Here is a 26,066-nt window from a genome sequence, read left to right as displayed (position 1 = left end):
CCCGCCCGCTAGCCCCGGCTCAGGAAGCGGGCCAGGCTGTCGTCGAGTTCGTCCCACCAGGTGGTGCGCGGCGTCGGCCCGACGGTGCCGGTGCACGGCGATGCGAACGACTTGTCCCGGTAGCCGGTGATGCTCTCCTCCTTGTCGTGCTCCCAGGTGACGAAGTGCTGCCGGACCAGGTCCAGGTCGAAGTCCGGGTAGTCGGTGAGCGCCATCAGGTCGCGCACGTAGTCGGTCTGGAAGTCGATCTGGCCCTCGACGCTGTCGACCGCGGCGTACCTGGCCAGCCACCCGTCGACGTCGGCGGCCATCGCGTCGGCGTCCGGCAGCGCGAGTCGGCCCAGCACCACGTCGCGCGCCACGAAGGCCTGCGCGTCGAACATGTTGAACGTGTAGAACTGGTCCTGCATCCCGAGGTAGAGCAGCTTCGGGTTCGCGGTCCACACCACGCCCTTGTACAGCCCGCCCGGGTAGAGGTTGTTCGGGGTGACCAGCCGCAACTCCGGATCCAGGAACGGGAAGTTGTGCTGGTAGCCGGTGCACAGGATGATCGCGTCGACGTCGCGGCTGGTGCCGTCGCAGAAATGCGCGGTGCGACCCTCGACGTGCGACAGCGCGGGCACCTCGCTGATCCCGTCCGGCCAGCCGAACCCCATCGGCGCGTTGCGGTAGCAGATCGTCACCGACGCGGCGCCATACTTGCGCGACTGCAGCGCGATGTCCTCGGCCGAATAGCTGCTGCCCAGGATCAACAGGTTCTTGCCGGCGAACTCGACCGCGTCGCGGAAGTCGTGGGAGTGCAGGATCCGTCCCGGGAACGTCGCGAAGCCCGGGTACTCCGGCACGTTCGGGGTGGAGAAGTGTCCCGTCGCGACGATCACGTGGTCGAAAACCTCGGTGCTGACCGTGGTTTCGGCGTCCTGCCACGATTCGACGGTGAGCGTGAAGGTCTGGGCGGCGTCGTCGAACGTCACCTCACGCACCGCGGTGTCGAACCGGATGAACTGGCGCACGTTGCTCTTCTTCGCACGCCCGGCGATGTAGTCGAACAACACCTCGCGCGGGGGGAACGACGGGATCGGCCCGCCGAAATGTTCGTCGAAGGTGTAGTCGGAGAACTCCAGGCACTCCTTCGGGCCGTTGGACCACAGATAGCGGTACATGCTGCCGTGCACCGGATCTCCGTGCGCGTCGACTCCGGTGCGCCACGTGTAGTTCCACAGCCCACCCCAGTCGCTCTGCTTCTCGAAGCACACCACCTCGCCGACGTCGATGCCGTCCTGGCGAGCCTGTTCGAACGCGTGCAGCTGCGCCAGGCCGCACGGGCCTGCACCGATCACGGCGATACGGGACATCATCTCTCTCCTCGGGGCGTCATGACCGCGGGCGGGTCTTGTCGGGGTCGTAGAACGGAATCGTGGTGACGGTGGCCGGGATTCGTTTGCGGTGGCCGTCGAGCTTGCCGATCTCGACACGGGTTCCCGGCTGGGCGTGCGTGACGGCGATGCGGCACAGGGCGATGCTGGCCCGCAGGACCGGCGAGCGGACCGCGCTCGTGACGACCCCGACCTGCGTACGGCCGAGGTGCACGCAGTCCCCGTGTGCGGCGGTGTCGTTACCGTCCAGCCGCAACCCCACCAGGACACGCTGCGGGTGCGCCTTGCGTTCGACGAGTGCGTCGCGGCCGAGGAAGTCGTCGGCCTTGGTCTTCAGTGGCACGGTGAACCCGATGCCGGCCTCGAACGGGTCGGTCTGGTCGTCGAATTCGTGGCCCGCGGCGACCAATCCGGCCTCGACGCGCAGCATCTCCAGCGCCTCGAGTCCCAGCGGTGCCAGCCCGTAGCGCAGGCCGGCATCTGCGACTCGGTCCCACACCGTCTCGGCGTCAGTGGGATTCACCCACAGCTCGTAGCCGAGCTCTCCGGTGTAGCCGGTGCGCGAGACCACCAGCGCCGGCCCGTCCGGGCCGTCGAGGCGCCCGATCAGGAAGCGGAACCAGCCGAGGTCGCGCAGCGCGGGTTGTCCCGGCGGGCTCCAGATCAGCTCGGCGAGCAGGTCGCGGCTCGACGGACCCTGCACCGCGAGGTTGTGCATGTGATCGGTCGAGTCCTTGATCCACACCTGGTGCAGGCCGAGGCGCTCGGCCTGGGTGCGCAGCCAGATCCCGTCGTACGGGTCGCCGCCGATGAAGCGGAAGTTGTTGTCGCCGAGGCGAAGCACCGTGCAGTCGTCGACGACGCCGCCGGACTCGGTGCACATCGCCGAGTAGACGACCTGGCCCCGGGAGAGGCGGCGGATGTCGCGGGTCAGCGTGGCCTGCAGCAGTGCCTCGGCGTCGGGGCCGAGCACCTCGAACTTGCGCAGCGCCGACAGATCCATCACCGCGACGCGTTCCCGGCACGCCCAGTACTCCTGGTGCGGACCGTGGTTGTCGAAGCTGTTGGGCAGCCAAAAGCCGTTGTACTCGGTGACGTTGGTCGTCAGTGCGCCGGTGCGGGCCGCGAACGCGGTGGGTTTGGTCAGCACGGGCTCGGAATCCGGTGTCAGCCGGTGACCCACCGCCACAGAGAACCTCCTCGTGGAGTCGTAGACGCGGACGTGGATGTCGGTCGGCACCCAGCCGTTGGCCGGATCGATGTCGTCCGGGCACGCCGAGGACGCGCACACCAGATCCGTCGACGCCCGGAACAGCACGTAATCGCCGGGACGCGACCACGGTTCGTCGCTGATCAGCTGATGCGCGGCGTCGAACACGGTGTTGTAGAACAGGTTCAACGCCGGCCAGCCCTGCCGGGGCGCGACGCCGAAACGGGACAGCTCCGCGTTGAAGTTGTCGGTGCAGTTGACGTGGCCTGGATAGCCCATGTCGGCGTAGTACTTCGCGGTGCACGCGAGCGCGAACGTGTCGTGGCGGCCGACGGTGTCGCGGACCACCTCCACCAGCGGGCGTGCCCGGGAGTCGAAGAACTTGCCGGCCAGCCCGGGTTGCGGGTACGCGCCGCCGCCGATGGTGCGGGTGGTGGTGGCGTCGAGCCCGAACTCGCCGCCGTCGCCGAGCGCGCGCGCGTCGAAGGCGAGGAAGTCCGAACACTGCCGTCCGGCCACGTCGATGACCTGGATGAACTGACCCTCACGCACCTGGTAGGACGACGCGGTCGCGGCGTCGATCCGCAGGTCGAACAGCGGTTCGGCCAGCGGCGGCGGCAATTCCGGCACCTCGACGCGACGGGGGTCGGCGCGGTGCACCTCGACCCGCACCTCCGACGGCGGGTTCGGATCGTCGGCGCTCAGCAGCATCGGGACGGCGGGAGCGGCGATCAGCGCGACGGCGTCGGCGTCGACGCGGAACGCCGCGCGCGACCCGGCGGGGGAGTGCTCGCCGAACAACCGCGTCGCCGTCGACCGCTGCTGATCGACCCGGTGGCGGGCCAGCAGGGTCAGGATCCGCGCTGCGGCGTAACCGTTCTCGTCGGGGCCGGGCTCGAGGCGGCGCAACACGGACGCGGCCGTGTCGGGCACGGCATCCGGGACCGCGTCAGCGACTGCGCGCGGATCGGCGGCCAGCACCGTCAGTTCGGCGGGTTGGCGGCCGTACTGGTCGACGACCTCAAGTCGGTCTCCGGCGAACACCGTGACGGCGGTGACCGATCCCGGTCCCACCCGGAAGCGTTCGACCACAGGACTTTTCAGGGCGCGAAAGAGCGGTAGCCGACGTAGAACGCCAGGGCCCGGGACGGGGTCGAGAACAGGATGCGGGAACCCTTCGGGAAGAAGATCGCGTCCTTCTCCTTGGCGATCTGCACCTGTCCGGTGTCCGGATTCTCCAGCCGGAACTCGCCTTCGAGGACGACCTTCATCTCGTCGTAGTCGTAGTAGTAGTCCAGCGGTGCGTCGGTGTGGCGAAGTTCGAAGTAGCCCGACGACATCGGCACCCCGCCCGGGTTGACGTACACATCGTCGATGAATCCTTCTGTGGCAGGGTACTTTTCGAGTGACATCTGCGGAAGCTTCTGCCAGAAGCCGGATGTCACCAGGAACGTCGGGGCGGCGATACTCGTCATGGAGCCTCCAGGAAATCTCATTGAGGGAAACTTCGTCTGTTGAGAGGAAACCATGCGTGGGTTTCGGTGAGATTACTGCGGCGTTTCTCTTGCCGGTGAATTGGCGACGAGCGCGCGCGGAGTGCCAGATGTTGCGGCGTGTCGGCGGGCAGACACGCGCGCTCGGCAGGTTAGGCGCGGCCGGTCACACCATGTCGTTTTTGGTCAGCCACCGCATGATCGGCCAGCCGACGAACACCGGCAGCCAGCAGGTCAGGATCCGGTACAGCAGCACCGCGGGCACCGCGACGGCGGCCGGGACGCCGAACGCGGCCAGACCGCCGATCAGCGCGGCCTCCACCGCCCCGACACCGCCGGGAGTCGGGGCCGCCGACGCCAGTGTGCCGCCGACCATCGTCACGATCGTGACGGTGACGAAGCTGGCGTCGCCGCCGAACGCCTCGATACTGGCCCACAGCGCCAGCGCCGCACCGAGGGTGGTTGCCGCGCAACCCAACACGATCAGCGCGAGCCGCTTGGGTTCCCGCGCCAGCAGCGCGAGGTCGTCCATCACCTCTTTGAGCTTCGGGCGCACCGCGGTGGCCAGCCAGTGCCGCAACTTGGGCACGAACAGCGACACCCCGACCGCGCCGAGCACCACACCGGCGATCAGGTACAGCACCGTCGCGCTCGGCACGAACCGGGACAGGTTCGCCGACGCCCCCGCCACCGCGGAGAACAGGATCAGCAGCGTGATGTGAGTGATCACCTGCACCGACTGCTGCAGTGCCACCGCGGTGGTGGCGCGCAGCGCGCCGAGCCCGCCCTTCTGCAGGAACCGGGTGCTCAGCGCGAGCCCGCCGACCCCGGCGGGCGTCGTCGTCGCGGCGAACGTGTTCGCCACCTGCATCACGGTCAGCGACCGGAACTTCACCATGCCGTCGGCACACGCCCACAGTGCGGCGGCCGCGCCGACGTACTTCAGCGCCGACACCGCGAGCCCGAGCAGCGCCCACCACCAGTTGGCCGACCGCAGCTCGGAGAAGAACACCGGCGCCGAGCTGATGAACGGGTACGCGACGTAGACCAGCGCGACCAGCAGCACCATCTGGATCACCTGATTGCGGGTGAAGCGGGTGATCGTCGCGGTCTTGATCTGGTCGGCGCCGGTCTGGAACTTCACCTCGTCGCGCAGCTTGGCCATCGCCGAACTGGCGTCCCACACCGAATCCCGCACCCGTTTGGGTACGGCGGCCTTGGTGAGCCGCCGCGACGCGGCCAGCACCACGTCGTTGCCGAACACGGTGATCGCGGCGGCGACGGCCTTCGGGGCGCCGTACAGGTCGGCGGTGGTGACGAGCAGCTGGGCGATGTCGGTGTGCAGATGGGCTTCCGAGGCGCCGTACTCGGCGTAGGCGAAGCCGCCGAACACCGGGGTGCCGTCGACGACGGTGATCTTGTTGCGGCGCAGATCGCCGTGCGAGATCTGCTGGCTGTGCAACACGCCGAGGGAATCCCACACCCGTGCGACCGGGGTCTCCTCGGCGCACAGCGCCAGCGGGGTGCCGTGGGCGGGTTTGTGCGCGTAGATCGTCCAGCCGCGCTCGAGCGTGGCCACCGCGATCGGCGACGTGTTCGCCATGCCGAGGTTGCCGACGGCCAGCGCCATCAGCGCGCGGTGCTCGACGGCGCGGCGCATCGAGGTCTGGATCGGCGCGGTCTCGTCGTCGCGCAGCCGCAGCTTGACCCAGAACTGCCGCAGGAAGCCGCCGCCGCGCTGGTGCGGGCCGTACAGCTCGACGATCGCGATCTCGGGTTCGGCGCCCGCGGCCGCGGCCGCGGCCGCGTCCAGCACCAGCGGGCCCCGGCCCGCCGGGCGCACCACGCGCAGCGCCGCCGGCTCGAAACCGCGCCGGATCAGCGCGCGCACCGCGCCGTCGAGCGGGACCTCCAGCGCCGGGGTGCCGCTGACCAGCACCACCAGCGCGCCGACGAACCAGCCGACGGACAGCCCGAGCAGTGAGCGGGCCGGCACCACCGCCGACACCACCAGGTGGATCGGGACGAACGCCAGCAGCAGCGCCCACCACCAGCGCCGCCACCGCGCGGGCAGCCACGGCCCGGACACGGTCAGCACCGCGGCGAGCATCGCGATCCAGCGCGGATCGTCGAGGAACTGCGACAGCACGGTGTCCAGCCGCTCGGACAGGTCGAAGTGCCAGCGCGGTGCCGCGATACCGTTGCCGGTGATCGACAGCGCCAGGATCGCGATCACCCCTGCGGCCGCGTACGCGCCGAACAGCTTCCACTGCCGGGCCGCGATCAGCCCGATCAGGATGACGAACGGCAGCGCCAGGATCGCGACGCCGTAGATCAGATAGACGGTGTTGGACTGTGCGGGGCTGAGCACCCCGACGATCCCCGAGATGGACTTCTCCAGGGCTTCCCACTCGTAGCGGGTGATCAGCGAGCTGGTGACGACGACGACCAGGAGCACCCCGGCGATGGACAGCCGGACGATGTCATTGGTGCGCCGGGTCAGCGGCTGGAGCAGGCTGCCCGAGACAGCCACGTCCCGCCCGTCAACTCGCATAGGTCAACGATCTCTCCGATTGCTTGGGGAACCGCACTCGGCTCACCGACAAAATAGCGACTTCTCGGTGACGATCGGTAAAGGCGGGACGGGAGGGGGTGGCGTGGCGGTCGCCGACTACCGGACCGCGACGTAGACCACCTGCTCCCCACCACGGGTCTGGTCCGGATCCCAGGCCATCTGCCGGGTCGCGGTGCCCGGACGCACGGACACCACCGACGCCTCCGACAGCGGGGCGTCGGAGAGCCGGTCGACGATGACCTGCTTGCCGAGTGACACCAGCTGGCTGATCGTGTCGTTCGCGTTGCCCGGGCCGGCCGGCGCGGCCGCCGACGGGGCGGCCAGCCCGAGCGTGGCCGAGCCCAGACCGATGGCCACACCGGTGGCCACGCCGAGGGCAACCTTCAGATACTTCATCGGGGTTCCTGCTCTTCCCTGGATGCGGGTCGAAGCCGTGGAGCGGATCTCGCGGGTTCTGTTCAGACAGTGTGTTAAACGGTCAAGTCCGCGAATTAATTTCAGGTGAACCGGTGCCCGACCTCACCGCGAGATTGCCTCTACGCAGGGAAAGGTCGAGTGGAATTCTGCCGGAATGCCATTTCGGCGCGGCCCGGGTGTCCCGTCAGCGGCTGGTGAGCCGGCGGGCCAGCCCGGAGGCGCGGACCGCGCGCCGGTCCACCGCGGCGCGCACCGAGGCCTCCGTCCCGGCGACGAGGACGCGCTTCTTCGCGCGGGTGACGGCGGTGTAGAACAGCTCACGGGTCAGCAGCCGCGAGTCCTCCGGCGGCATCAGCACGGTGACCTCGTCGGCCTGGCTGCCCTGGCTCTTGTGGATGGTCATCGCGAACATCGTCTCGACCTCGCCGAGCCGGCCCGGCGCCAGCTGCCGCGACGCCGAGGCCGACCCGATGTGGGCGCGCAGCCCGTCCGGCGCCGCGACGACGACGCCGGTGTCGCCGTTGTACACCCCGAGCCCGTAGTCGTTGGCCGTCACCAGCAGCGGGCGGCCCGGATACCAGGGTGACCAGACCGACTGCCCGGTGCGCTCGGCCAGCCAGCGTTCGATCTGCCGGTTCCAGTGCGTGACCCCGAACGGCCCGCGCCGGTGCGCGCACAGCAGCCGGTGCCCGTCGAGGACGTCGAGCGCGGCGGCCACGTCGCCGAGCAGAGCCGCCTGCCGCAGGTCGGCGGCCCGGTCCACCAGCGGGGTGCGCAACGCGCCTGAAGCATCATCGGTGTCCAGCCACCCGATCGCGTCACCGCCGCCGCGCAGCACCTCGATCACCGCGTCGGCGTCGCCGCCGCGGATCGCGACGGCCAGCGCGCCGATCGTCTCGCCGAACCGGTGCGACGTCTTGAGCTCCACCACCCCGGCGCTGCCGAGTCCGTCCACCAGATCGGCGAGCACCGCCCCGGCGTCCACCGACGCCAGCTGGTCGGGGTCGCCGACGAACAGCAGCCGGGCATCCGGACGGACGGCCTCGAGAAGCCGCGCCATCATCGTCAGCGACACCATCGAGGTCTCGTCGACGACGATCACGTCGTGCGGCAACCGGTTACCGCGATGGTGGCGGAACCGCGACGACGTGCCGGCCCGGCTTCCGAGCAGCCGGTGCAGCGTGGTGGCGCGCAGCCCGGACAGCCGGCCCCGATCGACGTCGGTGAGCTTGGCGACCTCGGCCGCGACCGCGTCCTGCAGCCGCGCGGCGGCCTTGCCGGTCGGTGCGGCCAGCGCCATCCGGGGCGCGGGCCGGCCGGCCACGTCGGCCTGCTCGGCGATCGCCGCCAGCAGCCGCGCGACGGTGGTGGTCTTGCCGGTGCCGGGGCCGCCGGTCAGTACGGTCAGCGACTGCGTCAGCGCGGCCTCGGCGGCGGCCCGCTGCTCCTCCCAGCCGGCCGGGAACAGCCGCGCGATGTTCGGCACCGCGGTGCGCGGCGGCGCCGCCAGCAGCGCCGTGACGTCGTCACACACCTGTTCCTCTTCGCGCCAGTAGCGGTCGAGGTAGAGCAGATCCGCCGAGGAGTCCGAGTACAACCGCAGCACCTTCGCGTCGGTCAGCGGGCTGGCCGCCACCGCGGCGAGCCACTCCCGCGGATCCGGCCACGGCAGGCCGGGCACGGCGATCTGGTCGGCGACCGCGCGCAGGTCCACGCACACCGATCCGCTGCGCAGCGCGCGCACCGCCAGCGCGACCGCGAGCGCGACGCGGGCGTCGTCGTCCTTGCCCAGCGCGGTGAGCCGGTGCGCGACATGGATGTCGGCCGGTTCGAACAGTTCGGTGAACGCGTCGATGCTCATGCGGGCACCCCCGCGTCCAGCAGATCCGACAGCTCCTCGACCAATGCGGCGGGCGGCTGCCAGCTGAACACGCCGGCCGGATGCCCGTCGACGAGCGGGGTGTCGGGCCCGCACATTCCGCGCACGAACAGATACAGCACCCCGCCGATGTGCCGCCCCGCGTCGTACCCCGGCAGGCGCCAGCGCAGGAACCGGTGCAGCACCACGCAATACAGCAATGCCTGCAGCGGGTAGTCGGAGTGCAGCATCGCCTCGGTCAGCCGGTCCGGGGCGTAGTCGGCGGCGGTCAGCGCGCCGGCCGGGTCGCCGAGCCAGTTGGTCTTGTAGTCGACGACCAGGTAGCGCTCTCCGACGCGCAGCACCGCATCCAGCGACCCGTTCAGGTAACCCTTCAGTGGTTGCGCCGCCAGCGCGCCCGCGGTCAGCCGCTCGGCGTACGGGGCCAGCGGGTCCCCGGCGGGCAGGTGACTGCGCAACAGCCGCCCGACGTCGGCCAGCGTGATCCGCGGGGCCTCCCGGCGTAGGTCGCCGCCGGCCAGCGGGAACTCGAACTCCAACTCGCGCAGCCGGTCTCGCAGACCGATGTCGCGCAGCGTGAGCCCGGGCGCCAGCGGCCCGAGCGGGGTGTCGTGCATCGGCACCAGCGCCGCGGCCAGCTCGGCGGGCGGAACGTCGACGGGCCACCACAGCGAGTTCTCGACGATCCTGGCTTCCAGTTCGGCGGCCAGGTCGGCGGCGAACGGGTCGGCGGTCTCCAGGACCGCGTGCACCAGGGTGCCGAACTTCGCGCCCATCGGCAGCGAGGCCATCGGTGACGGCATCTGCGCGGTTTCCGGTGCGGGCGGGCCGGTTTCGGGCAGCGGCAGCTCGCCCGCCTCGTCGTCGAGTTCGACCACCTCGGGTTCGCTGGTCACGCCGGACTCCTGTTCGGCGGCGCGGATCAAACCGGAGTAGGAGGTGCGCCGCCACGCCGGGTCGATGCGGCGGTGGAAGTGGCGGATGTCGAGGTGGTCCGGCGGGGCGGGCAGTGGCACGTCGACCGTCGGCGCGATGACCGACTCCTCGAGCACCGGGCCGCCGGCGTCGGACCACGCACGCAGCAGCGCCATCGCGTCCGCATCGTCGATGCGGGGCGGATCGCAGGCATCGGGGACCGCCGGCTCACCGGGGCCGCGGCCGCGCAGCAGCCGCGACAGGCCGCCGTTGGGCTCGTCGGACGACGGCGCCCACCACGCCACCACCTGGGATTGGGCGCGGGTCAGTGCGACGTAGGTGAGCCGGACGTAGTCGCCGGCCGCCTCACGCCTGCCCTGCTGCTGGGCCGCGGTGAAGTCCGGGCTCTGCTCGCCGCCGATGTGCAGGCAGCGGGTGTCGCCGTCGTGGAACAGCACCACGTCGCGGCTCTGGATGTTGCGGTTGAACGCGAACGGCAGGTAGACCACCGGAAACTGCAGGCCCTTGCTGACCCACACTGTCATGATCTGCACCGCGGCCGCGTCGCTGTCGAGACGGCGGTTGCGTTCGACGGTGCCGCCGCGTTCGTCGCGCTGGGTGCGCAGCCAGTCGCGCAGCGCGGGCAGGCTGAAATGCTCGCGGTGCGCGATGTCGTGCAGCAGCTGGGTCAGGTGCGCGAGGTCGGTCATGTGCCGTTCGCCGTCGTCCCAGCCGAGCACCCGCTCGCCCATGCCCGCCAGCTGCGCGGCCTCGAACACCGCGGCCACCCCGCGCTCCCTGGCGAAGTCGGCCCACTGGCGCAGCGTCTCGGCGATCCGGTCGGTCAGCGCATCACCCTGGGTGGCAAGGGTTTCGGCGGTCTCGCCGAAGAACATCGTGGTGGCCGCCGCCCGCACCAGCCCCGAGCGGTGCGGTTGGTCGAACGCTTCGAGCAGGCACATCCAGTCCTCGGCGGCCGGGGAGGCGAACACGTCGGAGTCCCCGGTGTAGACCGCGGGGATGCCGGCCTCGGCCAGCGCGGCGAAGCATGCGGTGCCGTCGCGATGACTTTCCACGATGACCGCGATCTGCCCTGGTTGCAGTTTCTCGCCGCAGAACGTCGCCCCGCTCGCCAGCAGGGTCGCGATGTCGGAGGCCATATCCGCCGGGATGTGGCGGCGCAGAACGTCGATCGGGACGACCTTGTCGGGCCGGGTGCCGAACTGGTCGCGGGTGGCGACCCGCAGCCGGAACGGCGCGTTGTGCGGGGCGCCCTTTAATCGGTGTTCGCGGTGATGCGCGGCCACCGGGCGCACCACGATGCGGGGGTCGCCGAGCTGTGCGTCGCGCATCACCGCCTGCAGGCTCTCGACGAGCGGGCCGTCGCTGCGGTAGTTGGTGCCCAGCGTCTTCTGCGTGCCCGCCGTCGACGCGGCGTGCAGGTAGGTCACGATGTCGCCGCCGCGGAACGCGTAGATCGCCTGTTTCGGGTCGCCGATCAGGATCACCGTGCTGTGGCCGCTGAACGCCCGGTCGATCACCTGCCACTGCACCGGGTCGGTGTCCTGGAACTCGTCGACCATCACGATCGACCACCGGTGCCGCATCCGCGCCCGGGCGGGGGAGTCCGGCGCTTCGAGCGCGGCGGCCAGCCGGGAGAGCAGGTCGTCGTAGTGCAGGATCCCGAGTCTTCTTTTGCGCGTCTCCAATTCGGCGCAGACCGCCGTCGCGAACCGCACCCGGATCTCAGGGTCGAACCCCGGGGCGGGGTCGGCGGGACGCAGCTCGGTGTGCGCGTTGCCGACCACGTCGTGGGCCAGGCGCAGCGCCGCGTCGTAGGACAGCAAGGGCTCCTCGCGGTCCTGCCCGAAGTGCGCCAGGTAGAGATCGTCGACGATCTCGGTGACCACGTCGTCGAGGCTCTCGACGAGCTCGACACCGGAATCGGAGTCGCCGGCCACCCCCAGCGAGCGCAGCACCAGCTGGCAGAACTGATGGGTGGTCGCGATCGTCGCCGCGTCGAAACCCGCCAGTGCGTCGCGCAGCCGCTGTCTGCGACGCGCGCGCTCGTCGGCGGGGCAGTCGAGAAGATGACGGACGATCTCGTTGTCGCCGGTGTCGTCCGGTTCGTCGAAGGCGGTGAGCGCGTCCAGGATCTGGCCGCGCACCCGTTCCCGCAGTTCCTGGCTCGCCGCCCGGCCGAACGTGATGAGCAGCATCTGGTCCAGCGTCGCGACGCCCTCGGCGACGTACCGGGTGACCAGGCCGGCCAGCGCGAACGTCTTGCCGGTGCCCGCGCTGGCCTCCAGCACGGTGGTGCTGCGCTCGGCGGGCAGTGGGCCGAGCAGGTCGAACGGCTCCATCAGCGCACGTCCCTCTCGGCGCGAAGTATCGGCAGCCACAGCCGGGCGGCGTAGTCGGGCAGTCCGGCGGCCACCAGGTCCTCCAGCGGCAGGTGCGGCCCCCACACCCGAACGTGCGCGGGTTCGGCGTCCTCACCGGGGTAGCGGCCGGTCCGCCACTTCCAGCCGGCTTCCCGCATCGGCGTGCCACGGTGGAAGTCCGTCTCCGCCCACGCATAGGAGGTCTTGAGCGGCAACGGGATCGGGGCCCGCCGGCCCGCGTCGTACATCGCGACGAGGTCGCCGAGCACCTCGGCCGCGGAGTCGGGTGCGCCGAGCACCCGCACGCGGATGTCGCCCCCCTTGCCCTTGGGCCGGCCGCCCCTGCCGATGCACACCGCACCCCAGTCGGTGCCCGGGTGCTGAGCGGTCAACGCCACCAACCGGATCCACGACTCCAGCAGGTGCCTGCCGTCGAGCTTGGAGTAGGTGACCGACACCGACCGCTGCCCGTACAGCCGCGGCACGGTACCGACGAGCCGGCGGCCGGGGCCGATCTCGACGTCCACGTCGACGGCCCTCGGGTCCGGGGTGCGGTACTGCTGCGCGGCCGCGGCCAGCGCCGCCGAACGTCCGGTGATCTCCTGGGCCCGGCGCCAGCCCAGCCGCCCCGGCGGGAGCGACCCGCGCCGCCACTCCGCCTGCTGGGCATCCGCCGGTGTCATGCCGCGCTGCATGTCGTCGAGCATGCGCTGGCCGATCTTCCACTCCTGCAACGCATCGATGTCCACCGGTATCGCGTCCTCGACCCCGTCGACGTCCCACGGCAGCGTGTAGTCGAGCGCGCGGAAGAAGCCCTTCACCGGATCCTTGAAGAAGCCGATCAGATCGTCGAGGGCGACATCGGCGGGTGCGGGGGCCGGCAGCGGCGCACCCAGCAGCGACGGCCGTGGTTCGCGCTTCCCCGTCGCCGCGCGCGCGGCGGTCTTGGCGGTCGGGTCGAACGTGAACGGTGTACCGGCGGGCATGCCGAGCTTTCCGGGGGTGACGTTGTCGATGTCGAACGGCTGCAACGGATGTGCGATGTGCACGTGCTCGCGTACCGGGGCCGGTGTGGTCACGTCCAGGGTGTCGAGCAGTTCGACGACCGGCACCGCGGGCGGTCTGCGCTGCCCGCTGTACTCGTTGGCGCCGGTGTAGGTGATCACCAACGTCTCGGTCGCCGCACCGATCGCGTCGAGCAGTAACTGCCGGTCCTCCGAACGGATGTCGCGCTCACCGGTCCTGGGCTCGCGCGCCAGCGCGTCGTCGCCGTCGACGACCCCGATCCGGGGGAAGACGCCGTCGTCGAGGCCCACCAGGCACACCACCCGGTGCGGCACCGAGCGCATCGGCACCATCGTGCACACCGTCAGGGTGCCGGTGCGGAAGTTGGCACGGGTCGGGCGGCCCGCGAGGTGGCGGTCCAGCAGCGCGCGCACGTCGGGCAGTCGCATCTCGGTACGTGCGTGCACCCCGGCGTCGGCGCGGATGTCGTTGAGTTCGCGCTCCATCTGGCTGCGCTGCCACAGTTCGCCCTCGGGCACATCGGTCAGCTCACAGACACCGGTCAGCACCCTGCTCAGCCAGCTGTCCAGCGGCGCGGTGCCGGTCAGCGAACCGACTGCGGCGGAGAGCTTCTCGACGAAATCGGCGAGCCGCCCGGCCAGTTCGACCCGGTTGCTGCTGACGTCGTCGAGCGGCAGTGTGGTGTCCAGCCACGCGCGGGAGTCGTCGGACATCGCGACGCCGGCCAGCACCCGGTCGATGCCGAAGCGCCAGGTGTTCTGCACGAAGTCCACCCCGAACGGGCGACGGTGCTCACGGTCGAAACCCCACCGGATGTTGGCCTCGCGGACCCAGGCGCCGATCGCGTCGAGATCGTCGTCGGAGAAGTTGAACCGGTACCGCACCGGCGGCGCCTCGGCGAGGTTGAGCACCTCGCTCGCGGTGGCCCGGCCCCCGCACAACTCGAGCAGTTGACGGGCGACGCCGAGCAATGGATTCGTCTGGGTGAGCGCACGATCGGCGAGTTTGACCCGCAACCGGTGGGCCGGATGCGCGCCCGCGACCACGTCGCCGAGTCCGAAACCCGCCACGATCAGCGGCGCGTAGGTCTCGATGTCGGGGCACATGACGAGGATGTCGCGCGGCTCCAGGGTCGCGTCGTCCTCCAGCATCCCGAGCAGCACCTCGCGCAGCACGTCGACCTGGCGGGCCGCCCCGTGGCAGCTGTGCACCTGCACCGAGCGGTCCGCCGGATCGTGCACCCGACCGGCCGGGCGCACCGTGTCGGCGCCGATGTCGGACTGCAGCCAGCCCAGCAGGGTGTCGGGGCGCTGCGCCGAACCCACGCATTCGTCGGTCCGCACCGCCGGAGGCAGTGCGCGCTGCAGTTCGCGCAGGTCCCGGCCCAGCGTCGCGAGCAGCGGATGGGTCACGTTGCGGTGCGAGGTGTCGGCGCGGCGCGGCACCGTCCCGTGCAGACCGGTCAGGGCCGACCACAGCGCATCGCTGGGGTGCGGAAGCCACAGGTGCAGCTCGTGGTGGGTGGACAGTGCCGCCAGCAGTTCGATCTCGGTGACCGGCAACCGGGTGTGTCCGAACAGCGACAACCGCTGCGGCAGGTCGGCCGGCGACTCGTGCAGGCGGGCAACGGTCTTGGTGTGCCGGACATGCGGTGGGTCGGCGTCGACGCGGGCGAGCAACGCGCGGTAGAGCTCGGGCTGCCAGTGCAGGTCGTCGTCGAGGTCGCCGGTGCCGCCCGCGACCCACTCCTCGAGCAGGTGCGGACGCTGCGCGGCGTATGACGCGAACAGCCCAGCGAGCCGGCGGGCCACCGCGTAGCGCCGGCCCCGGCGCAGCTCCTTCTCCTCACCGTCGGCGTCGTGTCCGAGGTGGGCGGCCAGCGCGGTGCACCACGGCAGCCCGAGGCACTCGTCGATGACCGCGAGCAGCGGCCACACCATCGCCTCCGGTGCCCACGGATCATGGTCGCGGGTTCCGGTGAGTTCGGCGATCAGCGAGCGCGGATGGCGGAACGTCACCCCCGCGCAGATGCCGTCCTGGCCGCGTCCCGCGCCGAGCACGTGGGACAGCCGCTGGCTGAGCCAGCGTTCGGTGCCGCGCGCCGACACCAGCACCAGGTCCTCGGTGAACGGGTCGGCGGGCGGGGTGGCCAGCATCGCGCCGAGACCGTCGGCGAGCAGATCGGTGCGGTCGGCCCGATGGAGGTGGAGCGCCATCGGCGCTCAGACTACGGTGCCGGGGCGGTTCGTCTGGAAGCTACTGCCACTATCCGACGAACGAGACCGTCTCCTGCAGCGGGCAGCGTCCCGTGCGGACGACGTTCACGGACGGGTCCTCGTAACCGATCGACATACCGCAGAACAGCATCAGGTTCTGCGGCGGTGACAGCACCTCGGCGACCGTCGCACGCACCTGCGACCACGCCATCTGCGGACAGCTGTGCAGGCCCTCGGCGCGCAGCAGCAGCATCACGGTCTGCAGGTACATGCCGAGATCCGACCACTGCGGCAGGCCCATGTCGCGGTCGACGTAGCAGAACAGCGCCGCGGGCGCGCCGAAGCAGTCCCAGTTCGCGATCGCTGCCCGCTGCCGAGCCTCCCAGTCCTCCCGCTCGATTCCCAACGCGCTGTAGCGTTCCCGGCCGAACTGGGACCGCCGGTCGCGGTAGGGGGACTTCAGCTCCGGCGGATACATCACGTACTCCCGTTCGTCCCATGGGTCGCCGGCGGCGACCCGGCCGGTGGCGAGCGTCTTCATCTGCTTGAGCGGGGCCCCGGTCACCACGTAGATGTGCCAGGGTTGCAGGTTGGATCCCGACGGTGCCCAGGCCGCGGCTTCCAACACCCTGTGCAACACCTGCGCAGACACGGGTTCGTCGGTGAAGCCGCGCACCGCCCGACGGCTGGTCACCGCGTCGTAAACATCCATGAGTCCAGTCTGGAGAGTCGCGGTGTCCCGCGAACCCTGGGAAATGCGTGGTCTGTGCGGACTACGGACTGTGCGTCAGCCGCGCTCGATGACGTTGCCTGCGCCCGACGTCGTGATCTCAGGGTCGCCGTCGCGGAAGGTGATCCGGTTGTCGAAGCCCGATGCGTTGAGCACGTCCGAGGATTCGACAGTGATGTGGTTCTCGACGCCCGAGACGTTCACCAGCGCGCAGTGGCCGGCCACCTCGATGGTGTTGTCCACACCGCTGATGCTCACCGTGCCCTGATCGCACACGATCGTCTGGGTCTTGCCGACACCGCCGATGCTGACCAGCCCGCCCGCGCCGGCGGTGATGACCTGCTCGGTCGCGTCGATCGGGGACGGGACCTGCGGTGGCGGGGCCGGTGGGGCAGGCGGGGGGAAGCCGGAGACGGCCGGGCTCCCGGTGTTGAAGTACACCGCGATACCGATCGCCGCGGTCACGACGCACACCAGCAGGGCCACCGGGATCAGCCACACCGCCACGCTGTGTTTCTTGTGCACGACGTGTTGCGGGGCCGCGTAGTACGGCGACGGGTACTCGGACACCGGCGGCAGCGGCGGGGGCACCGGGTAGGTGCCCTGGGACTCACTCGGGGGCACGTAACGGTACGTCGGCGGGGTGCTGTCGGGGCGGTAGGGCTGAGTGCCGAGTTCGTTCGCGCGGGCGCGGTCGGCGAGCGGCCGCTCCAGGTCCCTGATGCGGGCCTCAGGATCCCCGTCCGGTTCCATGCGCAGATGGTTGCACACCTGGTCACAGCGCTCAACGGATTCGGACCGGCCGCGATTGGGGTGCTCGCGAACGTGGGTATCCCAGACCCGTGTCGGCACCGGGCTTCGTCGCCATCGGCAGCGGCCCCGCGGGGGTGAGCGCCGCGGAGACGTTCCGACGCAGGCACCGGAGTATCCCGGTCCGGATCCTGTCGTCGGATCCCGCGCTGCCGTATGCGAAGCCGCCGCTGAACAAGGAGTTCCTCGAGAGCGACGACACCCGCCTGGACCTGCACAGCGCGGGATGGTTCGCCCGCAACGACATCGAGCTGAACCTCGGCATCGCCGTCGAACACATCGACCTCGACGCCCAGGAGGTCGTCACCACCGCCGGGGTGCGCTACCGCTACTGGCACCTGGTGCTCGCGCCGGGCTCGGCCGCGGTGCCGCTGACCGTGCCCGGCGGGGAGGCCGCACAGCCGCTGCGCACGCTCAGCGACGCGGTGGCGCTGAAGATGTCCGCGCGTTTCGCCGAGACCGCCGTCGTGATCGGTGGCGGGCTGATCGGCTGCGAGACCGCGGGCTGCCTGGCGGCACTCGGCGTGTCGACCACCCTCGTCGTACCCGAGACCGCGCCGCTGCACCGCCGGTTCGGTGCCGAGGTCGGCAGGCGGGTCGCCGAAATCCTCGCCGACGCCGGGGTGCGCGTGGTGGCCTCGACGACGGTGACCGCGATCGCCGACGACCGGGTCATGCTGGCCACGGGGGAGTCCGTGCGTGGCGACGTGGTGGTCGCCGCGACCGGGGTGCGGCCCGACATCAGGCTGGCCGCCGACGCGGGCCTTGCGACCGAACGCGGCCGGGTCGTCGTCGACGAGCACATGCGCACCGGAGCCCAGAACGTCTACGCCGCCGGCGATGTCGCGCTGGCATTCAACGTCGCGGCGGGCCGCCGGGTGGTCGCCGAACACTGGCGCGACGCCGCACAGCAGGGCCGCGTCGCCGGATCGACCGCCGCGGGTGTGCCGGCGGTATGGGACAAGGTACCCGGATTCACCTGCAGGATCGGCGGATTCACGCTCACCTATCGGGGCTGGGGTGACGGCTACGAATCGTCGGTGCTGGCCGAGCGGGCCGACGGCTTCGTCGTCGCCTACCGCCGCGGCGGCCGCACGGTCGGAACGCTGGACGTCACAGCCAATCCCGCGCCTTGAACAACCAGTAGAGAACGAGGACGAGCACGACGATGATCGAGGTGCTGGTCACGAAGCCGGCGACGGTGCCGATGCCGGGATAGTCCACATTCTGCCCGTAGAAACCGGTGATCGCCGTCGGCACGGCGATGATCGCGGCCCACCCGCTCAGCTTTTTCATCACGGTGTTCAACCGCGCGTCCTGCAACGACAGGTTCGTCTCGAACACCGTTGTCACCATGTCCCGCAACGACTCGGTCCATTCCGAAGCCCGCAGCACATGGTCGTACAGGTCGGCGTAGACGGCGTCGAGCTCGACCGACGATCCGATCCCCGTGCGGCGGTGCTGGACCGCACTGACGATCTCCCTCATCGGCAGAACCACGCGACGCAGCGCGACCAGATCCTTGCGCAGCTGAAACATCTTGTGCTGCAGCTTGCCTCGCAAGGGATGCGCGGCGAACAGATCGTCCTCCAAGGCCTCGATGCCATCGTCGAGCGCCTGCACGGCGGTGAAGTGACTGTCCACCACGACGTCGAGCAGTCCGTGCACCAGTGATCCGACGCCGTGCTCCTGCCCGCCGAGATCGTCGAAGTTCCGGGACACCCTGTCCATGTCGAAATGCGCCGACAGGCGCACGGTGATCAGGCCTCGAGGCAGGACGAAACCGGATATCCGATGGATTTCCAGCGTGGATTCCGAGACATCGGCCGGCGGCGGGTCCTTGACCTCGACGCTGTACACGGTGAAGAACGCATGGGTCTTGTAGACCACCGCCTTGGTGCGCTCGGATTCGGCAACCGCGTCTTCGACGGCCCACTCGTTGAGGCCGAGTTCGCGCGCGAGGTCTTTGAACGTCGCGTGGTCGGGGTCGTAGATGTCACACCACACCAAGGTGTGCTCGTCGGCAAGGTAATCCGAGATCTCGGCGAAGACGAAATCGTCGGCGGGTTTGCCGTCGCGCCAGACGCGACCCCGGACATGCGTCACGGGACCATCATGGCACCGCGGCGGCCCGCATCGGGTGCGCGGCGTAGAACGCGAGATGGGCTCGCGCGGCGGCCTCCCACGTCATCGACTCCGCCAAGGCGCGGCCGGCGTCGACCCGGCCGGTGTCGCCGAGCGCATCCTCGATGGCGGCGGCCAACCCCGGGACGTCGCGGGCATATCGCACGGTGTCGCCGAAGACCTCGCGCAGTACCGGCAGTTCGCGGGTCACGACCGGTCGGCCGGCTGCCAATGCCTCCATCGCGGCCAACCCGAAACCCTCCTTGACCGACGGGAACGCGAACACCTCGGCGGCGGCCACCAGGGTCGGCAGGTCCTCGTCGGGGATCGCGCCGAGGATGACCGGCGCTACGTCGAGTCGGCTGCAGCACTGCTCGAAGCGGGCCCGGTAGTCGCGATAGTCGAACAAGGTCTCGCCACCGGCGATCACCAGCGCCAGATCGGGTCGGCGCTGCCGCACCAGGGCATACGCCTCGACCAGGTCGATGGTGCCCTTGCGTGGCTCGATACCGCCGACTGCCAGCACGTAGCGGCCCAGCCGGCCACGCCACCGCCGCACTCCGGCGTCGTCGTCGGCGGCGGCGGAGAAGCGGTCGGCGCGCACCCCGTTGGGGATCACCGTCGGATGCAGTCCCCAGCCGTGCGCCACCTCCGCGGCCACCGCGGCGGACACGCAGATGCGGGCATAGGGCGCCACGACGGCCTTCTCGTGGCATTCGGCGAGAACCGGGGTGGTGAACTCGTCGAGGTGGTGGATGGTGCGGATGCAGGTGCCGACCGCGTTGGCGCTGATGCAGTCCTGGGCGTGCACGATGTCGTACGCATCGGGGGTGAAGGCGCTGCGCAGCGTGTCGATGGAGCGGACGATGCGGTCGGTGACCGACTCTGCCCGGCGGTCCGGGAAGTCGAGCAACCGAACCGCCACGGCGGGGTCCACGTCCCGGAAGAAGCCGGTGTCCCCCTGGCGGGCCAACGACCACACGGTGACCTCAGCTCCCTGGGCCGCCAGCGCCTCTGCCAGGTTGAGCGTGTGCACCACCCCGCCGCGCGGTTTGGTCGAATAGGTGATCAGCGCAACCCGCATATCAGCTCCGCGAGGTCACCGAGTAGGTGTCCACCCTGCGCTCCGCGAGGTGGTTCAACACCTTTCGGGCGCGGGCGATTTCGGCGTCGACGTCGATCCGTGCGCAGGCCAGCCCGCCCTTGGAGCGCGTGGTCGCCAGCACCTCGCCGCCGGGTCCCACCACTTTGGCCTGTCCGAGGAAACGCAGCGATCCCATCACGCCGGTCTGGTTGGCGGACAGCAGCACCACCTGATTCTCGGCGGCGCGGGCGCAGTCGTAGAGGTCGAACAACCGCGACTGGCGGTCTGCGGGCAGCGATGACGCCCGATCGGTGACACTGGCCGGCCACGCCGACAGCGCCGCGATGATCTGCGCACCGTCGAGGGCCAGCGCACGCGTGGATTCGGGGAACGTCTTGTCGTAGTCGATCAGCATGCCCAGGCGCCCGACCGGTGTGTCGAACGCGGTGAACGTGTCACCGGCCAGATATGTCAGCGACTCACCGGCCGGTTGGTGCACCTTGCGGTGGGTGCCGAGGACACCGTCACCCGACACGCAGATCGCCGAGTTGTAGCGAGAACCGCCCGGGGCGGCCTCGGCGTAGCCGACACACACCGTCATCGCCCCGGCGGCGGCGATCACCGCGCCGATCTCGGGCCCGTCCGGATCCAGCGCCGGCGGCGGATCGGCCGGGTCGGGTGAGCGCAGATCGCCGATGTAGCCGCCCAGGCATGCGTCCGGGAACACCAGAAGATCGGTGCCCTCGCGGGCGGCGGCCTCGATGATGCCGGTCACCTTGGCGACGGCGCGGTCCACGTCGCGTCCGAAGTGCGCCGCGACGGCTCCTACCGTGACCGGGGACACGCGGTTCCCAGGCCGGTCACCTCGCCCGCGACGACCGTCGTCACCACGCCGTCCGGCCAACGCAGCCGCACCCCCGGTTCCCCGGTGAGCCTGCCGCACACCTGATCGGCGACGCCGTCGGGCAGAGCGGCGGAGTGGATCGCCCCTGCGGTCAACATGCCGAATCCGGGGAAGCAGGTCAGCCACGAGCCCATCTCGGCGGCGGCCGGGCGCGGCACCGCCGCGACGTCGATCTCGGCGCCGACACCACTCGCCTCGGCGAGCATGCCGGCCGTCCCCGCGATTCCCGCCATGCTGACGTCCTTGGCGGCGCGGGGACGCGTCGCGGCGACGAACGCCGCCATCTGGGACAGCTCACCGGGGGTGCGGTGGCTGGTGGAATCCCACTGCCGGCCGTGATAGCCGGGACGCCAGCCGCCGGCCAGGTCGACGGTGAGACGCAAGGTGTCACCGGCCGATCCGCCGCCGGCCGGGACCGGGTCGGCGGCGCGCCCGAAGGCCGTGACCGCCAACGATGCCGGCACCCCGAGCTGGGTGTGGCCGCCGAGCACCGGGACCCGCCAGGCCCGCGAGGCGTCGGCCACGCCGCGCACGATCCGGGTGAGCACGGACCGGTTCGGGGCGCCGACCGCATCGAGCAGGCCCGTCGGCGCCGCACCCATCGCCGACAGATCGTTGACGTTGACGAGCACCGAACACCAGCCCGCCCACTCGGGATCGCGTTCGACCATCGACGGGATGATCGCGTCGCAGGCGGCCACCACGTCACCACCCGGCACCGGTACTCCGTCGTCGCCGACGAAACCTGCAGGCCCCAGACCGTTCGGCACAGCGCGCAGCGGTTCCAGCACCTCGCCGAGGAACGCCTTCGTCGCCGATACCGCGCGGGCAATGGGATCCGGTGACCATCGCATCACCGCGTGCGGTCGGCCCGCAACCACGCACGCGCCGTGTTCGGTCCAGCCGAGCCCGACGAACATCGCCACGTACCGGCGCTGCACAGTCGCCTCGAAGCGCAGCGCTCCAGCCGATTCGACATGGGCGCACGCGGCACGGATCAGTGCCGGTCCGAATCCCGTTGCACGAGAGGACCGGTCGACCACCAGACGGCTCCCCGTCCACCAGCCGATATCGGGTGAACAGGCCGGGGCGAGGCGTACCCCGCCGAGCACCGTGCCGTCGGCGCCGGTCGCGACGAGCACGACGGTGCGCGGGTCGTCGTCGACGTCGTCGCGGTCGGAGCCGGCGAACATTCCCTGTTCGACGACGAACGACGCGCGGCGCAGCCGCCGGTACTGGGCCACCTCGTCAGCGTCGGCCCGATGGATCAGGAACTGGCCGGGAGCGGCCGGGCGTGAGCCGGCCAGGATCGACAGATCGCCGCGGTAAGGCGAAAAACGTTGAGAAAGCATATTTTTCAGCCTCCCATGTTCTGCAGCACCCCGCAGGCGCCGCATGCCGCGCAACCCGCTTTCTGATCCGCGCCGGCCATACCGGCCAGCCGCAGTCTGTGCGCGACCTCGCGGGACACCTTCTCCACCACCGCGGCGTCGGGCGCATGCGCCCCGTCGACGTCGACGGCCAGCGTCCCGGGGTGCGGGCGGAAGGGCACCACGAACGGGTACACACCCATCTCGATGAGGTCGCCGGCACCGGCGATCAGCTCCTCGGGGTCCTCGCCGAGGCCGACCAGCAGATATGTCGAGACCTGGTTGCGGCCGAAGACTCTCACCGCTTCACGCCACGCCGCCCGATACCGGTGCAACGGCACCGTCGCCTTGCCCGGCATCCACCGGCGACGCACCTCGTCGTCGAGCGATTCGACGTGGATGCCGATCGCGTCCGCGCCGGCCTCCCGTAACTCGGTGAGCACGGCCAGATCTGCCGGAGGTTCGCACTGCACCTGAATCGGAAGTCCCGGAACCGCTTCCTTCACGGCCCGTACACAGCGGGCCAGATGGCGGGCACCGCGATCCGGTCCCGCCGAGGTGCCGGTGGTCATCACCATCTGGGTCACGCCGTCGAGTCGCACGGCGGCACGGGCCACCTCGGCGAGTTCGCCGGGTCGCTTCACCGCGGTCGTCGCACCCGCGCGCAGCGACTCCTCGATGGAACAGAACCGGCAGCGTTGGTCGGGGGAGTAGCGGATGCACGTCTGCACCACGGTGGTGGCCAGCACGTTGCGGCCGTGTAGCCGGGCCAGCTTCTCGTACGGCACCCCGTCGACCGTGACGAGATCGTAGAACTTCGGGCGCTCGATCACCTCGACGTCCACACCGGTGTCGTATCCGTCGAACAGGATCCTCTGGCCGTCGAACGAATACGGACTCTGCGGGTTCCGGGGAATCGCGGCGTTCAGACCGTCGATGACGAGGTGGCCGTCGTCGCTGGGCCCGGCGCCCGCGGTGCGGTGCAGCGGGGGCCGCCCGCGGATGCCGAGGAGCGCGAGATCGACGCGGGTGGAGCCGGGGGACGGGGTCATGGTTCTCCTAAGCGGTCTCTGCGTATCTGGGGGTACGCAAGGCGCTGCGGCGAACCTTGCTGTTCTCACTGTCGATGATCGTCGCGGCGATGTGCCGCGCATCTCGGTCGATGCCGAGGAACCGCCCGGATCCCCAGGTGTGCATCCAGGGCAGCCCGACGAAGGACAGCCCCGGCACCGTCGTCACGCCCCGGTTCTGCATCGGGCGGCCACCACCGTCGAACGCGCTCACCTCGATCCACCGGTAGTCGGGCCGGTAACCGATCGCCCAGACGATTGCGCCGATCTGCTCCGCCGCGAGATCCAGTGCGGCGGGCTCGCTCTCGGGCTCCCACACCGGGGTGTAGCGGCTCGGAGGCGGGGCATCGGCGCCCGTTCTCGCGATGTGGGCGTCGATGTCCGCGCAGATCGAGTTGTACACCGAGTCGGCGTGATCGAGTGCGCGCCGCAGGGTCGGTGCGAACCGCAGCGAACCGCCGTGCCCGTCGGTGAGTGTGCCGTAGAGCATCATGCCTTCGGCGGCGAAGCGGCGCAGATCGATGTCACGGCCGCCGTCGCGTCCGGTGACGTAGTGGTTCGTCTTCTCGATGGCCGCCTTGCCGCCCGGGTACTCGGCGGCGGTTTTGTCGTACAGCCCCATGTCGGAAAGCCATGTCATGCAATCCCTGCCGCGGTAGAACCGGGCCACCCGGGGGGCATTCCCGACCGCGAGGTGCACCTGCCGGCCTGCCAGGTGGAGGTCTTCGGCGATCTGGGTGCCGGATTGGCCGGTGCCGACGACGAGCACGGCGCCGTCGGGCAGTTGCCCGGCGTTGCGGTACTGCTCGGAATGGATCTGAGAGACCGCAGGCGACAGTGCGCCCGCGAAAGGGGGCAGGACAGGGATCGGATAGCCGCCGGTGGCGATCACGGCGTGCTCGCACGCCAGTGTCTGTTCCCCGGCAGCGGTCTGCAGGGTGAGCTCGAAGCCACCGTCGGTGCCGTGACGCAACCGGGAGACCCGGGTGTGCGGACGCACGGGTGCCTCGAAGGTGGCGAGCCAGCCGCCGAGCCAGTCGACCACCTCGTCGCGGGTCATGAAGCCGTCCGGGTCGGGTCCGTCGTACGCGTAGCCCGGCAGCCGGCAGTGCCAGTTCGGCGTGACGAGGGTGAAGTTGTCCCAACGGCTGTCACTCCACGCGTGCACGGGGGTGTGGGCTTCCAGCACCACGTGGTCGATTCCGGCGCGGCTCAGGTACCAGCTCACCGACAGACCGGCTTGGCCGCCCCCGATGATCGCGACCGTGGTGTGTGATGCGGCGGTGGTCATCAGGACTCCTTGTCGGGGTTCATCGCAATGACCCGGATGGCAGCGTCGGCGGGATAGCGGGACGCCGTGCGCCGGATCTCCCGGGCGGTGGCCGCCGCTGCGGTACAAGCGAATCCGTACCGGGCGCGCACGCGATCGCCGGCCTCTGCCATCGCAAGGGTGGTGCGGGCGACGAACTCGGCGACGTCGTAGGTGGCGCCGACGCTGAGGTGGTCGTGCACCACCAGACTCGGTGAATAGCACTGTTGCTCAACGCCGTCGGGCCAGCGCACGTGGAACGTCATCTCAGGCATGTTCGAAGGCCTGCCATACCACGGCCGGGGTCCCGGCTTCGGTCACCGGACCATAGACGTCGGGCCTGCGGTCGCGCAGGTGAAACATCCCGGCCCGCATGGTGCGGAAGGTCTCTTCGATGTCGACGTCGGCGACCGCCATACCGCTGCCGAGATGTGTGGTCGCCAAGATGTTCCCGCCGGGGTCGACGACCTTCGCGTTGCCCACGTAGCGCAGTGAACCGAAGGTGCCACTCTGGTTGGACGCCACCCAGAAGACCTGATTGTCGAGTGCCCGGGCGGTGTCGAACAGGTTGAACCGGTAGGTCCACCGATCTTCCTGCAGGTTCTCGGCGGTCGCGGTGCGCGCTGCGGGCCACGCCGACAGGCTGGTGATCACCTGTGCCCCTTGCAGCGCCATGATCCGGGCGGCCTCCGGAAAGGCCTTGTCGTAACAGATCTGCAGACCGATTCGGCCGACGGGGGTGTCGAAGACCCGGTAGCCGTCACCTGCCGAGTACGACATGCCCTCGCCCAACGGTTGGTGCACCTTGCGGTAGGAGCCGTAGACGGTTCCGCCGTCGAGCACCGCGGCGGCGTTGTACCGGGTGTGTCCGTCCTCGGCGAGTTCGCAGAAGCCGATCGCGACCACCAGGTCACCGACGATGTGCTGGACCCTGGCGATCTCCGGGCCGTCGAGGGTGATCGCCGGCGGCAGGGACTGTTGCGCGGTCTTCACCGTGTCGCCGTGGTTGCCGAGTGAGGACAGATAGCCACCGAGCGCGGCCTCGGGCAAGGCCAGATAATCGACGCCCCGGGCTCTGGCCTCATCGACCAGGGCTGCGATCAGTGCGTAGTTCTGTTCGAGGTCGCGGGTGAAGTTCGCCGAGACGGCCGCGAGTTTCGTCATGGTCGCGCTC

19 protein-coding genes are annotated in these 26,066 nt (G+C 70.3%); 1 reads left to right on the top strand and 18 read right to left on the bottom strand.

Annotated features, from left to right (window positions below; genetic code table 11):
• Nucleotides 1–8: 8 nt before the first annotated feature.
• The 10 genes from NTM_RS01815 to NTM_RS01770 all read right to left on the bottom strand — a co-directional run bounded on the left by NTM_RS01815 (nucleotide 9) and on the right by NTM_RS01770 (nucleotide 16,974).
• Nucleotides 9–1,355 carry a trimethylamine monooxygenase gene (locus NTM_RS01815; RefSeq protein ID WP_163765249.1) on the bottom strand — a complete coding sequence of 449 codons (1,347 nt, stop codon included), beginning with the start codon at nucleotides 1,353–1,355 and terminating at the stop codon, nucleotides 9–11.
• A gap of 19 nt (nucleotides 1,356–1,374) precedes the next feature.
• A complete protein-coding gene (locus tag NTM_RS01810) occupies nucleotides 1,375–3,678 on the bottom strand; it encodes a trimethylamine N-oxide demethylase (RefSeq protein WP_163765248.1) in 2,304 nt (767 codons plus the stop codon).
• Between the two features lie 8 nt (nucleotides 3,679–3,686).
• Nucleotides 3,687–4,061, bottom strand: a complete 375-nt coding sequence (locus NTM_RS01805; protein ID WP_104862078.1) for a cupin domain-containing protein — start codon at nucleotides 4,059–4,061, stop codon at nucleotides 3,687–3,689.
• A gap of 184 nt (nucleotides 4,062–4,245) precedes the next feature.
• A complete protein-coding gene (locus NTM_RS01800) occupies nucleotides 4,246–6,633 on the bottom strand; it encodes a lysylphosphatidylglycerol synthase transmembrane domain-containing protein (RefSeq protein ID WP_104862079.1) in 2,388 nt (795 codons plus the stop codon).
• A 117-nt stretch (nucleotides 6,634–6,750) separates the two neighbouring features.
• Nucleotides 6,751–7,050, bottom strand: a complete 300-nt coding sequence (locus tag NTM_RS01795) for a hypothetical protein (protein ID WP_104862080.1) — start codon at nucleotides 7,048–7,050, stop codon at nucleotides 6,751–6,753.
• 205 nt (nucleotides 7,051–7,255) lie between these two features.
• Nucleotides 7,256–8,932, bottom strand: coding sequence for an exodeoxyribonuclease V subunit alpha (gene recD, locus NTM_RS01790; RefSeq protein ID WP_104862081.1), 1,677 nt, complete (start codon nucleotides 8,930–8,932; stop codon nucleotides 7,256–7,258).
• Nucleotides 8,929–12,228 carry an exodeoxyribonuclease V subunit beta gene (recB, locus tag NTM_RS01785; protein ID WP_163765247.1) on the bottom strand — a complete coding sequence of 1,100 codons (3,300 nt, stop codon included), beginning with the start codon at nucleotides 12,226–12,228 and terminating at the stop codon, nucleotides 8,929–8,931. Before recB ends, recD begins: the two co-directional genes overlap by 4 nt.
• A complete protein-coding gene (gene recC, locus NTM_RS01780; protein WP_163765246.1) occupies nucleotides 12,228–15,491 on the bottom strand; it encodes an exodeoxyribonuclease V subunit gamma in 3,264 nt (1,087 codons plus the stop codon). Before recC ends, recB begins: the two co-directional genes overlap by 1 nt.
• A gap of 49 nt (nucleotides 15,492–15,540) precedes the next feature.
• The gene (locus NTM_RS01775) at nucleotides 15,541–16,203 is read right to left on the bottom strand and encodes a nitroreductase (RefSeq protein WP_104862084.1); all 663 of its coding nucleotides are present in this window, start codon (nucleotides 16,201–16,203) and stop codon (nucleotides 15,541–15,543) included.
• Nucleotides 16,204–16,278: 75 nt separating this feature from the next.
• Nucleotides 16,279–16,974, bottom strand: a complete 696-nt coding sequence (locus NTM_RS01770) for a DUF3060 domain-containing protein (protein ID WP_179963866.1) — start codon at nucleotides 16,972–16,974, stop codon at nucleotides 16,279–16,281.
• An 89-nt stretch (nucleotides 16,975–17,063) separates the two neighbouring features.
• Between NTM_RS01770 and NTM_RS01765 the strand changes: the two genes are divergently transcribed.
• A complete protein-coding gene (locus tag NTM_RS01765) occupies nucleotides 17,064–18,167 on the top strand; it encodes an NAD(P)/FAD-dependent oxidoreductase (protein WP_163765244.1) in 1,104 nt (367 codons plus the stop codon).
• Here NTM_RS01765 and NTM_RS01760 read toward each other — a convergent pair.
• From NTM_RS01760 to NTM_RS01725, 8 genes are read right to left on the bottom strand one after another with little or no spacing between them, the layout of a single operon-like run.
• Nucleotides 18,145–19,137 carry a magnesium transporter CorA family protein gene (locus tag NTM_RS01760; RefSeq protein ID WP_163765243.1) on the bottom strand — a complete coding sequence of 331 codons (993 nt, stop codon included), beginning with the start codon at nucleotides 19,135–19,137 and terminating at the stop codon, nucleotides 18,145–18,147. The two genes, NTM_RS01765 and NTM_RS01760, sit on opposite strands and share 23 nt — an antisense overlap.
• Nucleotides 19,138–19,144: 7 nt before the next feature.
• Nucleotides 19,145–20,239 (bottom strand): MSMEG_0565 family glycosyltransferase, encoded by a 1,095-nt coding sequence (locus tag NTM_RS01755; protein WP_163765242.1) that lies wholly within the window; start codon nucleotides 20,237–20,239, stop codon nucleotides 19,145–19,147.
• A 1-nt stretch (nucleotide 20,240) separates the two neighbouring features.
• On the bottom strand, nucleotides 20,241–21,083 hold the full coding sequence (locus tag NTM_RS01750; RefSeq protein WP_104862088.1) for a carbon-nitrogen hydrolase family protein: 843 nt from the start codon (nucleotides 21,081–21,083) through the stop codon (nucleotides 20,241–20,243).
• Complete coding sequence (locus NTM_RS01745) at nucleotides 21,065–22,495, bottom strand: MSMEG_0567/sll0787 family protein (protein ID WP_163765241.1); 1,431 nt, start codon at nucleotides 22,493–22,495, stop codon at nucleotides 21,065–21,067. Before NTM_RS01745 ends, NTM_RS01750 begins: the two co-directional genes overlap by 19 nt.
• Before the next feature lie 5 nt (nucleotides 22,496–22,500).
• Entirely contained in the window at nucleotides 22,501–23,565 is a 1,065-nt protein-coding gene (locus NTM_RS01740) for an MSMEG_0568 family radical SAM protein (RefSeq protein WP_163765240.1), read from the bottom strand.
• Between the two features lie 7 nt (nucleotides 23,566–23,572).
• On the bottom strand, nucleotides 23,573–24,874 hold the full coding sequence (locus NTM_RS01735) for an MSMEG_0569 family flavin-dependent oxidoreductase (RefSeq protein WP_163765239.1): 1,302 nt from the start codon (nucleotides 24,872–24,874) through the stop codon (nucleotides 23,573–23,575).
• Nucleotides 24,874–25,167, bottom strand: a complete 294-nt coding sequence (locus NTM_RS01730) for an MSMEG_0570 family nitrogen starvation response protein (protein ID WP_104862092.1) — start codon at nucleotides 25,165–25,167, stop codon at nucleotides 24,874–24,876. Before NTM_RS01730 ends, NTM_RS01735 begins: the two co-directional genes overlap by 1 nt.
• On the bottom strand, nucleotides 25,160–26,056 hold the full coding sequence (locus tag NTM_RS01725; protein WP_163765238.1) for a carbon-nitrogen hydrolase family protein: 897 nt from the start codon (nucleotides 26,054–26,056) through the stop codon (nucleotides 25,160–25,162). The genes NTM_RS01730 and NTM_RS01725 overlap by 8 nt, the downstream gene beginning before the upstream one ends.
• Between the last annotated feature and the right edge of the window lie 10 nt (nucleotides 26,057–26,066).

The organism is Mycolicibacterium parafortuitum (assembly GCF_010725485.1).
In the GTDB taxonomy this organism is placed as follows: domain Bacteria; phylum Actinomycetota; class Actinomycetes; order Mycobacteriales; family Mycobacteriaceae; genus Mycobacterium.
Note: the sequence above shows the minus strand (reverse complement) of the source record. Positions and strands in the feature narration are given on the sequence as shown.